Annotated in this window: 7 protein-coding genes and 1 pseudogene; 4 read left to right on the top strand and 4 right to left on the bottom strand. The window is 42.5% G+C overall.

Annotated elements, in window-relative coordinates; all coding sequences use genetic code 11:
- Positions 1-310 precede the first annotated feature (310 nt).
- The 4 genes from ctlX to VF500_RS13075 all read right to left on the bottom strand — a co-directional run bounded on the left by ctlX (position 311) and on the right by VF500_RS13075 (position 4,117).
- Entirely contained in the window at positions 311-1,201 is an 891-nt protein-coding gene (ctlX, locus tag VF500_RS13090) for a citrulline utilization hydrolase CtlX (protein WP_330860096.1), read from the bottom strand.
- A gap of 161 nt (positions 1,202-1,362) precedes the next feature.
- On the bottom strand, positions 1,363-2,817 hold the full coding sequence (locus VF500_RS13085) for an arginine deiminase family protein (protein ID WP_330860095.1): 1,455 nt from the start codon (positions 2,815-2,817) through the stop codon (positions 1,363-1,365).
- Between the two features lie 145 nt (positions 2,818-2,962).
- Complete coding sequence (locus VF500_RS13080; protein WP_330860094.1) at positions 2,963-3,277, bottom strand: hypothetical protein; 315 nt, start codon at positions 3,275-3,277, stop codon at positions 2,963-2,965.
- Between the two features lie 18 nt (positions 3,278-3,295).
- On the bottom strand, positions 3,296-4,117 hold the full coding sequence (locus VF500_RS13075; protein WP_330860093.1) for a helix-turn-helix transcriptional regulator: 822 nt from the start codon (positions 4,115-4,117) through the stop codon (positions 3,296-3,298).
- Between the two features lie 163 nt (positions 4,118-4,280).
- Here VF500_RS13075 and VF500_RS13070 point away from each other — a divergent pair, with 163 nt between their 5' ends.
- The 4 genes and pseudogenes from VF500_RS13070 to VF500_RS13055 all read left to right on the top strand — a co-directional run.
- Positions 4,281-6,425, top strand: coding sequence for a DUF5703 domain-containing protein (locus VF500_RS13070; protein ID WP_330860092.1), 2,145 nt, complete (start codon positions 4,281-4,283; stop codon positions 6,423-6,425).
- Positions 6,426-6,428: 3 nt separating this feature from the next.
- Positions 6,429-7,823, top strand: coding sequence for a GDSL-type esterase/lipase family protein (locus VF500_RS13065; protein WP_330860091.1), 1,395 nt, complete (start codon positions 6,429-6,431; stop codon positions 7,821-7,823).
- Positions 7,824-8,038: 215 nt separating this feature from the next.
- Complete coding sequence (locus VF500_RS13060; protein ID WP_330860090.1) at positions 8,039-10,606, top strand: galactose oxidase; 2,568 nt, start codon at positions 8,039-8,041, stop codon at positions 10,604-10,606.
- A gap of 283 nt (positions 10,607-10,889) precedes the next feature.
- A pseudogene (locus VF500_RS13055) lies at positions 10,890-11,770 on the top strand (hypothetical protein); the annotation flags it as partial.

The raw sequence follows: 11,770 nt of genomic DNA, 5'->3' as shown, positions 1-11,770 counted from the left end.
CTGTGTAGTTTTTACCAGGTACTTTAAACAAATAAGCCCCAAATTCTGGGGCTTATTTGTAATAAAAAATCCTAATTAATAACGTATGCATAAATGTACGTATTTAATGTAAGATGCTGTTATACAGATGTAATACAATTTTTGTGAAAAATGTGTATAGGCTGTAAATTATCTTGCAATAATTAAATTACAGCTTCGATAAACGAATCATAATTATGAAGCCTAAATATTCAGTAAAGTACCTGCTTTTACACATCGTTGTAATGATAATTCTTTATCTCTGCAGGGCTTTAGGTTGGTAGGGGCTAAACTATTTAACAGGCAAATGCACCTCGGCCATCATACACCTTGCACTACCGCCACCATTGGTTTCAATGGTATTGATATCAGCATAAACCAGCTTACCATATTTTTGTAAAGCCGAACGCTGCACTTCATTCAATGCATTATAGGCATTTTGCGACATCACGATCAACGTTTCGCCGGCTTTGTTTTTCACCTCAAGCATATTACCCGCAAACTGGTTCATCTGCTCAAAGCTGATCTCAATGATTTCTTTGTGCGATGATTTTAGTGATCCGGTAACCGTTATCCTTTCGTACGGGTTAGGGATGCTGTCCAAACAGATCACCGCAAAACCGCTGCCGATACACATCAGCACATTGGTATGATAAATAGCTTTGCCTTTTTCATCAACAGCTTCAAAGCTGACAGGTTGATAACCCGACTGCTCACAAAAATAATTAAGCACTTCTTTATCGGTGCGGGGTGAGAGGCAGGCGTACGCTATTTTATTATCCCTGTCAAGCACCATACTGCCGGTGCCCTCCAAAAACCGATGCTCGTGTTCAAAGCGGCTCAGGTCAATTACATGGGCAACTTTGAATTTATCTTCCAGATCGGTTATAATATCCTCCCGGCGTTCAAGACGGCGGTTTTCGGCTTGCATTGGGTATAGGAAAATGCCACCGTCGTTATGAAATGATACCCAGTTGTTTGGAAATATCGAATCGGGTGTATAGGGCTGAGGAGTGTCATCTACAATGGTAACATCTACACCATTATGGCGCAAAACGTTAACCATCCCATTAAACTCACTCAAAGCTTTTTCCTGTACGCCATTTTTTTCGGCATTAGCATTTTGAAAAGCATTGCTTGCAGCAGTTTCTTCATTAAACCCGAAATTAACCGGGCGGATCATTAATATATGTGATGTTGATTGACTCATAATGTCTGAACCTTGATTTATGGGATTAATGGATTCCCAGGATTTTTGTTTGCTTTTTGATTTTTAGATTTTAGGATTGTTACGATTCTGGGTATTGATTTGCTGATCAAATCCCATAAATCAAATGAATCCGTTTAATCCCGGTTCAGAATATTATCCCTGAATATCGGCATGCTCATACAGTGAAAACCACCACGGGCACGGGAAAGCTCAGCCGAAGGCATTAATATTAATGTATCAGTTAAGCTTTGCGGATCAAGTTCGTTATTCTCAAACTTTTGGATCAGTTCGGCTACCCGGATCACATCAAAGCCACCTTCCTTAAACGCCTCAACTGTTTTGTCGTTACGGTCGTACCCAACAACTACGCCTTCTTTTAAGGCGAGGAGGTTGCAGGAGTCGGTCCACTGCTCGCGGGCATCAAAGGGGAAGGTGTTGTTGCCTGAGTAAATGAACTTTGTTTTTACACCGCTTTTGAGGTCGTTCTCGCTGATATCGGCAAGGAGGTCTTCAATACAGCCGAACAGCCTTGGTTTCTCATCTTTTTCAAATTGCACGATCTCCGGCCGCTCTTTTTGTTTTTTATCAGCAAACCATGATATCGGTTCCCGTTCTTCAATAGGAGCTTCGGCTACGGCAAGGGAGCGGAGCAACACCCAGGTATCGCGTTTTACCTGCGTAAAGACAGTGTCGATGTGCATATAATCCCGCTTGTTGGGGATTTTTACGATGGTTACCTTCTTTACCACATCATGTTCAAACAGTAGCCTGATGGCCTCATTGGCCCCGCTAACAGAAGTACGTTCGCTGCAGCCGATCACCAAATGATCGGGGCTTACCATCATTACATCGCCGCCTTCTAAGGTGGTACGGCCCTCAGCGTCCTCACCGGGGCGTAAAAAATGTTGCGCGGTTTCAGGGATCTCCAAAATATTATCGCGATAAGCCTCGAACAGCGGATGGTTGAAAAAAATGTACCGCATCAGCAGGGTTTCTCGGAAACGGGCTTTTTTTGCCGGCTTATTGAGCAGCATGTGATTATTTACCGCTATACCCAGATCTCTCGAAAAAATGAGGTTAGGGATAGGGGCGAAGATCATTTCCTCGGTAGTTAATGAGCCGGAAATGAAAATTTTAGCCAACTCAACAGGGTCGGTATCGGTTAATTGCTGTTGTAAGCGGTAATTGCAACTTTCAACGGCACAAACAGCTGCTACCAATTTTTTACGGATATCCGGCTGCTGTAAAATATCAGCCAGCAGGGTTTGGATCTCGATAACTTTATCTGAAGAATGAAAGCCTGCATTGTCAGGTTTAAAAAACGAACGGCGGGTGCTTTCATCATCAATTTGATGCAGCTTACCCTTTATTTTATCCGGATCAAGAAAATAGAGCAACAGTTTTACGTAATAATCATATTCGTTCCTGCGCACAGTATCCAGGTGGATGATATCTTCAAAAAGCCAGTCCTGCGCCTTTGACGGCACAACTTTACCCAACCCGCTATCCGGACTGTGAATAAGCAGTGTACGAAGTGTGCCAATTTCGGAGGTTACATCTATTTTAAAATCGGAGTTGGTTATTGTCATAAAGTACTATAATCGTAACACAAATCTATCAGAAATTAAATTACAAAACGGGCTTAGCAGGCAAAATAAGCCTGCGACAATATTTGCCCGTTTCGTTTATTTTAAATCAGAACGAAAATGCAGTGATTATATGTTGCTGGTTCGTTTAACCTGTGATCTCCCGGTAAGTGTTCCTGTCCATGCTAACGTTTAATCTTTGCAGCATCGCTTTCATATCAAAACCCTGTTGCTGGTATAGCTGTTGAACGGCCTCTTTAGCATTTTGTAATACTTCCTCATTTTGCCAAATGGCAGTTGTGATGCAAATGAGGTTGCCTTGATCGTCCTGCCGTTCATAGGCTCTGTCTTCAACAAAGCCCTCAAGTTCTTTAATAAAATCCCTGTTGATCTTCATCCGTTCTTTAAATTCCTGTTGAGCCGTGGCTGGAACAATAAATTGGTCAATAAATATCTGTTTCATGATCATCCTTGTTTTTCTTCAAAAATCGGGACAATTGAAAGTCAATACTTGTAAAAAATCATTGATCCACCAGGCTTGCGGTATTTTAAAGAAATCGGTAGGACTTAATCCGGTGAACAGTTTAAATTCCTTATTGAAATGCGGCTGGTCAAAATACCCTGCTTCCAAAGCCATTTGGGTGAGTGAACCGTTTTGAGATTTATTATCAACTATAGACTTAATTTTAATAATAGTTGAAAACTGCTTTGGCGAAGTGCCAACCACCCGCCTGAACCGTTTTTCAAAGGCATCCTGGCTTAAATAATGAGCATCGGCAAGTTCTTTGATTTTGATCATACCTTTTGACATGCGGATCTTTTGCAAGGCAGACATGATCAGCTGATCATGTTTGTGATTTTGAATATGTTTGATCAAAAACTGTTCAATGGTGATTACCCGTTGCTGATTGTCGGCAGCTTCTGCCAGTTGTTCTTCAATTGAGATTAATTGATCCGGTGCGATAAAATTATCAAGCGGTACGCTCGCCTCAAACAATTCATGAAGCGGATGTTTAAAAAACGCCGCCGCTCCGGCGGTTTTGAATAATACCAGCATATTGCCAGTACCCGAAGTATAATTGATTAGCCTCGGCGTCTTTTTTAGGCCTGTTATTAAAGAAGAGGGGAGCTGATCGGCGTGCATCCGGGTAATGTCATTAATATTTCCGCTGTACCTGAACGCCATTACCAGTGATGTATCTGGCAGGATGCGGTTAACGAGGTCTCCTGTGGTTTCAACAAAAACATATTGCCGTACAAATGGCCTCAATATTTCGCCGGGTGTAAAACGTTCAATATGCATTTAACGAAGATACAGAATTTGTAAATCAATAGATTTTCACAATCGATCGCGAGTAATTTATCCGGTTAATTATTTTTTAATCTTTTATTAAGTTCTACCGATTTATTTGTATCATCAATTAACCAATAAGCACGGGGTTAAACCATCCCGTTAAAATAAACCTATGAATACAAAAAAAGCCGGGTTGATACTCACAATGCTGTTTCTTGCTTTTTCTACTACATTTTGTTCTGCACAATCAATCAATAACCGGCAATTAGATCATTACAATGTTGAATGGGATACTCCCGGCCCAACATCGGCACAATCTATGCCATTAGGTAACGGTGATATCGGTCTCAACGTATGGTTCGAAAAAAATGGTGACCTGGCATTTTACATCAGCAAAACTGATGCCTGGGGCGGTGAACTTGAAGCCGAAAAAGACGACTGGATGAAGCAGGGCGGCGTATTAATGAAATTGGGTGCGGTTAGGGTTTCTGTAAATCCTAATGTATTAAAAAGTGGCACACCGTTTAAACAGATCCTGAAACTCCGCAACGGCGAGATCTTTGCGCAGGCAGGTGAAGGGAAATCCCAGGTTCAGTATCGCGTTTGGGTTGATGCCAACCACCCGGTCATCAGGGTTGAAACCAAAAGTGCAACAGCAGCTACAGTTAATGTAAAACTGGAAAACTGGCGCGCCGGTAAAACTGATACGGTGCTGAATGGGCAAAAGAACCGGATAGCCTGGTATCATCATAATTCGCCAACAACCGATCCGCATTTGGCTAATCTTACTTTTGGCGCTGTGATCAAAGGGGCAGGCCTGTACAATAAGGATGAGGTTACTTTAAGATCAGGCAAGATAACGTCACAAGTGATCTCTATTTACCCCTTAACTGCAGTAGCGGGGAGCGGCGGCCAATGGCTTGCTAAAATGGAGTCAAACGTTAAAGCTATTGAACAATTAAATCTTGAGCAAACCCGTTTGGCTCACCAAAAATGGTGGCAACAGTTCTGGAACCGAAGCAACGTGTTTGTAACCGGTGATGAGCAGGCTGAAAAAGTTACACAGGGATATATTTTGCAACGTTTTGTTACAGCATGTGCCGGCAGGGGAGCATACCCCATTAAATTTAATGGCTCCATTTTCGTGATAGATAACCCGGCCAAAAATGCCAATGCCGATTATCGCGCATGGGGCGGACAATACTGGTTTCAGAATACCCGGGCAATGTACTGGCCGCGCCTTATGGCGGGCGATTTTGATATGATGCTGCCGCTATTCAGGATGTATGCCAATATCCTGCCTGCCAATGCTAAACAAGTTAATGAGTTTTACAAGCATGGCGGTGCTTATTTTGCCGAAACAGCTCCATTTTGGGGTGGCCTGAACTACATGGGGGCCGAAGTTAAGGCCAATTATACCAATCATTATTTTACTCCTATACTGGAATTAAGCATGATGATGCTTGATTATTATGAGTACACGGGCGATACCGACTTTGCCAAAAAGACACTATTGCCAGTTGCTTCGGCGGGTTTACAGTTTTTTGACGAACATTTTAAACGAGACAGTACCGGCAAACTCCTGCTTGATCCTGATAACTCGATTGAAATGTTTTGGAAGGTGCATAACCCTGCACCTGACATTGCCGGGTTACATGCCGTATTAAGCCGTATGATCGCGTTGCCATCAACTATTGCAGATGAGCAGACAAAACTGCATTGGCAAAAATTCTATAACGAATTGCCTCCGCTGCCAACTGCCGACCACGATGGCAAAACCATTTTGCTGCCTTACACAGGTCCTCAAACTGCCAAATCATTCAACAGCGAAAACCCCGAACTGTATGCTATCTACCCGTTCAGGATCTATGGTTTAGGCAAGCCCGGTTTGGATGTCGCTATAAATACATTCAATACCCGCAAACAGCGCGCTAAAGGCTGCTGGGTGCAGGACCCCATCCAGGCCGCTATGATTGGTGATGCCGAAGTGGCGAAAGATTATACCAGCTTTGCCCTTACGCGTAAAGATCCGGGCCTGAAGTTTCCTGCGTTTTGGGATAAGGGAAATGATTACATGCCCGATGAAGATAACGGCGGAAATGGCGAGAACGGCCTGCAACTCATGTTGATGCAAACCGAGGGTAAAAAGATCTTGTTGTTACCTGCGTGGCCCGCCGTCTGGAATGCCGATTTTAAACTCAATGCCCCTTACAAAACCACTGTCGAAGGTAAAGTGGTCAATGGCAAACTCACTGGTTTGAAAGTTACACCCGCCAGTCGCCTGGCAGATGTTATCGACATGAGCAAAAAGGAATAAACCATGAAAAAGATCTTAAGTATACTGATAGCTTTTAGCCTCATAAACACGGCAAATGCTGTTACAAGAATAACCTGTATAGGCGCAAGCATCACCTATGGCGCTACTTTGCCCGATCCGGCTACCCAATCGTACCCAGCGCAATTGCAAAAGCTCTTGGGTGAAAAATATTCGGTGAGCAACTTCGGGGTAAGCAGCGCTACGCTTTTACGCAAAGGTGATCTTTCATACTGGAACACCAAAGCTTATCAGCAGGCGCTGCAAAGTAAGCCCGATGTGGTATTTGTAGACCTGGGAGGGAACGATGCCAAACTCATCAACCGGGTACATCTTGGCGAGTACGAAAAAGATTATCATGACCTGATCCAGTCTTTCGCCCAATTGCCGTCGCATCCACGCATTGTTTTATTGCTGCCGATCCCTTCGTTTCAGGCGGACACTAACCACATCTATGATAAAACAATCGTTAATAGCATTATCCCGAAACTCAGGAATGTGGCTTATAATGAGCACCTGGAGGTGATTGATATGCACTCGATGTTTGTTAATCATGAAAGCTGGATGCCTGATAAGATCCATCCAAACTTAGAGGGGACAGCTATGACGGCCAAAAGATTATACGACATTATTGTACAGCCGCACGATAAAACTTTTGATGTTTTTAGTCGTATGAACCAGCAATTTAAAGAAACTGATTTTTACGGATACCCCTGTGCTGGATTTACTTTTGATAACCGTGATTGCAAAGTGGTAAAACCTAAATGGGCAGCCAAAGGCCATCCCTGGGTATGGAGGGCACGTTTTTGGGGACACGAACCACAAACAGACATCGCGCTTTTGGAACATGGCTTCCATATTGTTTATTGCGATGTAGCCGAATTGTTGGGTAACAACGAAGCCATTGGCTACTGGGATGATTTTTATAAAATGCTCACCAATGCCGGGCTGGGTAAAAAAGCAGTGCTTGAGGGCATGAGCAGGGGAGGTATTTACTTGTACAACTGGGCGGCCGTTAATCCCAATAAGGTTGCCTGCACCTATGCCGATAACGCTTTACTCGACCTGAAATACTGGCCCGATTCGGCCATCCTCAAAAAAGACTTCAATTTAACCTATGCCGGCCAGATTGGTTCGTTAAAAGTAAGCCCTATTGATAAGGTGGGTCAAATTGTAAAAGGTAACTTCCCCATGCTGCACCTATCGGCAGATGACGATGAAGCGGTTGACCCTTCAAAAAATACCTTGTTGTTTGAGCAAAAGGTTAAGGAGCTGGGCGGTTCAATTACGGTGATCCATAAGCCGGGCTTTAAACATCACCCGCATAGCTTACCTAATCCGGCCCCGATAGTTGAGTTTATTTTGAAGGCAACAGGTTACGCAATTCCCTTTCCAAATTAATATTAATTATATTGTACACTAAGTATCATTTCACTAAATGATTGACGCTTAAACCGCTTTTTACGCCGCAGGATTATAATGTTATAATCCTTGAAATTAAACGGTATTTATTGTAATTTTAGCCAATCGAGCCAATTGAAAAACATTGAATTTGGCCTAAATTATAAACTACAGAGCGGTACATAAGTTGTAATGCTTAAGGTGTACTTATCAACATGAGATTTTTTTTACCGGGGATAATTGTTGTCATTTTATTGAATTTCCTGTTCATATCGCCAGCCTGTGCACAATCATACGGGTTGGGGTTTTACAGTCATGAGGTTGTACAGGATAAACGTACAGGGTTGGATTTCGACCTTAAAAACCTTGCCCGGAAAGATAAATTTGAAGTGTCGTTCGATCTTTCTTTCATACCCAACAGGGCCATTTACTTCGGTTACATTTTACGGTTGATCGGCGATGATAACCAAAATGTTGACTTAGTGTATGATAACCAGGCTAATACCAAGCACTTTAAGATCATCATCGGCGAGCGCCTTTCAAAAATTTCCTTTAATATTGATGACAAAGATATTTTTGAACGCTGGAATAATCTAAAGATCCAAATCGACTATAAAAACGATAGGATCACGGTCGTTTCGGGTAACCAATCTTTAAGCGAAACAGGGATCCATTTAAAAGCAGGTTCAAACTATAAATTGCTTTTTGGCGCCAATGCCTATAAGCAGTTTCAAACTACAGACCTGCCGCCATTTAAATTACGTGATGTTCGCGTACTGCAAAATACCGAGCAAATAGCCAACTGGCCGCTCAATGAATGGCAGGGCAGCATTGCCAATGAGACCGAAAGTCAAAACAACGGTTTGGTTAATAATCCGCTTTGGGTCAAAGCGCGGCATCGTAACTGGCAACTGGAAAAGGAATTTACTGTTCCGGGAGATGCCAGTTTGGCCTTTGATGCGGCAAATGAAGATGTGTTTATCATTACCGCCGATTCATTGGTCACCTATTCGATTAATAAGATACCTCAGTTAAAAAGTAAAGCCTACTCATCGGGCCGCCAAAGTTTAGTCCCCGGCGATCAGGCTTTGTATGCCAATAATAAGCTGTATTACCTGTATATGGATCAAACGGCTGTTGGTACGTTTGATTTTGCTACTGGTAAATGGGACAAGGGCTACAGCAATTTCGCTACCAATAACGGGCACCTTAATAAATTTTATAGTAAAACCGATACAGCTGTTTATACTATAGGTGGTTATGGTCAGCTGGTTTATAAGGATAGTGTTCGCCGGTTTAGTCTTAACACCAAACAATGGGAGAAGGTTAAGTTTAAGGGCGATACTTTTACCCCGCGTTACCTGGCCGGGTTAGGGGCTAACGCCAATGGCGATACCGTGTATGTGATTGGAGGTTATGGCAGTGCATCGGGCCAGCAGATCGTGAATCCGCGTAACCTGTATGATATGGTGCGTTTTACGGTTAAAGACAAATCCTTTAAAAAGCTTTTTAATATTGATGTTAAGAACGAGGATTTTGTTTTTGCCAATTCGCTCGTCATCAATTCAAAGGACAAAACCTATTATGGGTTGATCTTCCCTCAGCATAAATTTAATTCCAACTTACAGCTTATAAAAGGTTCGTTGGATAAGCCTGCTTACGAGATGGTAGGGGATACTATTCCGTTTCAGTTTCACGATGTTAGTGCTTTTGCCGATCTGTGCTATCTGCCGCATAGTGCTAAATTTTTATCTGTAACGCTGTTTAAGGAAAATGACCGCACCAGGGTTAAGATCTATTCGCTGCTTAGTCCGCCTGAACCGATTGTTACTAATATCCTGTCTGAAAGCCATATGGGATATTTACTTTGGATAGGGGGAACTTGCATATTATGTTTAGGGATAGGGGTATTTGTTATAGTTAAACGCCGTAAAGAAGTAGCAGCACAGCCATTGCCCGAGCCTCAAAAGGTCAGCGCAGAAGTAGTGTTGCCTGTTAATGAGATTCAGGATTTAACTGTGCCCGAAGCTAACGAAGAGAATGAAAGCCGGTTACATGCCAATAAGAACGCTATATTTTTATTTGGCGACCTGCAGTTGTTTACGCCTGATGGTAATGAGATCACCAAGTATTTTACGCCGTTGCTGAAAGAACTGTTCCTCGTGATCCTGATGTATTCGGTTAAGTTCGACAGGGGAGTAAGCTCCGAGAAGCTGAACGAGATCCTTTGGTTTGATAAATCGGAAAAGAGCGCGCGGAATAACCGTTCGGTAAATATAGCCAAGCTTAAATCTTTGCTGGATAAGATGGGGCATTGCCATTTATCCAAAGATACCGGCTACTGGAAAATTGAGATCGATTATAACGAGATCCAGGTTGATTATCACAATTATCTCAACATTGTATCAAACAAAAGCAAGCTCAATAAACAAAAGATCACGCAGCTTACGCACATCACGCAGCGGGGCAATTTCCTGTCGAATATTGAATATGAATGGTTGGACGCGTTCAAGTCGGAAGTATCCAACGAGATTACCGATTCATATATCCAGTTTGCCAATTCCATAAAAGTGACTGATGATCCGGAGTTTTTGATCAAGTTGGCAAATGATATCTTCTATTTCGACCCGGTAAATGAGGAGGCTATGATCCTTAAGTGCAAAGCCCTGTCGCATATCGGCAAGCACTCGTTAGCTAAAAATACTTTCGAGAATTTCAACAAAGAGTACAAGGCTATTTACGGCGAAGCTTTTGAGCGCGATTTTCATTCAATTCTTGAATAAATCTGTTACAATTGATATTTATTGGATTAATTAATCAATTTTTAATGATTAATTAAGTTGTGCGAGCAATTTTGAGGCTATTACCAGTTAATAAGCCCGGTTGCTTGTATTTTTGTAGAGTGTCTTTATTTGTTTTGCTAAATAGATGCGCTATCAAAAACGGTTTACGTAGAGGCGCATCACATGCGCCTACTGGAGGACAAGCAACTTTGCAAAAGTTAGGAGACGCATGTGATGCGTCCCTGCAGAACAAAAAATATTAATAAGAAATAAATTATTACCCATGCTAAACCCCTTTTCACGGTTGTTAAAGCCGGCGTTTTTATCTGCAATAATCGGTGTCAGTAGTTTGTGCGGCAATATAACCGTATACGCCCAAACAAAAGACGAAGGAAATCTCCAATACATCGATCCGCATATCGGTAACGTGGGAGCCTTGCTTGAGCCTACCCGGCCAACAACGCACCTGCCTAACCAGATGATCAGGATGCTGCCTGTCCGTCATGATTATATTGACGATCAGATCTCCAGTTTTCCGCTCAATATAGTATCGCACCGGTTAGGAGAGGTGTTTTCGGTGAAGCCGGATAATAATACTTTAACCCCGGCTTCATGGAACGAACGCATGACCTATGACCACGACCTGGAAGTTACCCGCCCATGGTATTATTCAACTTATTTGATTGATAAAGATATCACCGTTGAGTTTGCTCCCGGCAAAAAGGTTGGGAACTATAAATTTACCTTCCCGGTTAAAAGTGCTGCTAAAAGCATTTTGTTTGGGCTATACAATGAAGGTGCCGCCAATCTTACTTTTACAGGTGGCAATGAACTAACTGGTTTTGAAACCTATCATGATGATATAAAAGTTTATGTATATGGTAAGTTTAATGCCAAAGGAACCGCGGGTATAGTAAAAGATAACGCCCTGGTTAAACAAGCATCTGCCGATGGGAAGGATCTAAAATCATACATCACCTTTGCAGCCGGAACGCCGGATGTAATAGAGTTTAAATATGCTATATCATATGTGAGCCCGCAGCAGGCTAAGCAAAACTTTAACGATGAGTTTACCAGCGCTGATTTTGAAACGTTAAAAAATGCAGCCAAAACAACATGGGCAAAAGTGGTTGGCCAGATTGAAACTGAAGGAGGAACCGAGGC

Source organism: Mucilaginibacter sp., from assembly GCF_036383575.1.
Taxonomy (GTDB): domain Bacteria; phylum Bacteroidota; class Bacteroidia; order Sphingobacteriales; family Sphingobacteriaceae; genus Mucilaginibacter.
The sequence above is the reverse complement of the archived record's forward strand: the minus strand, read 5'-3'. Positions and strand labels throughout refer to the sequence as shown.

Coding starts and splice junctions, on each gene's coding strand:
- ctlX (WP_330860096.1), bottom strand. CDS start 1,201: ATGATCCGCCCGGTTAATTTCGGGTTTAATGAAGAAACTGCTGCAAGC.
- VF500_RS13085 (WP_330860095.1), bottom strand. CDS start 2,817: ATGACAATAACCAACTCCGATTTTAAAATAGATGTAACCTCCGAAATT.
- VF500_RS13080 (WP_330860094.1), bottom strand. CDS start 3,277: ATGAAACAGATATTTATTGACCAATTTATTGTTCCAGCCACGGCTCAA.
- VF500_RS13075 (WP_330860093.1), bottom strand. CDS start 4,117: ATGCATATTGAACGTTTTACACCCGGCGAAATATTGAGGCCATTTGTA.
- VF500_RS13070 (WP_330860092.1), top strand. CDS start 4,281: ATGAATACAAAAAAAGCCGGGTTGATACTCACAATGCTGTTTCTTGCT.
- VF500_RS13065 (WP_330860091.1), top strand. CDS start 6,429: ATGAAAAAGATCTTAAGTATACTGATAGCTTTTAGCCTCATAAACACG.
- VF500_RS13060 (WP_330860090.1), top strand. CDS start 8,039: ATGAGATTTTTTTTACCGGGGATAATTGTTGTCATTTTATTGAATTTC.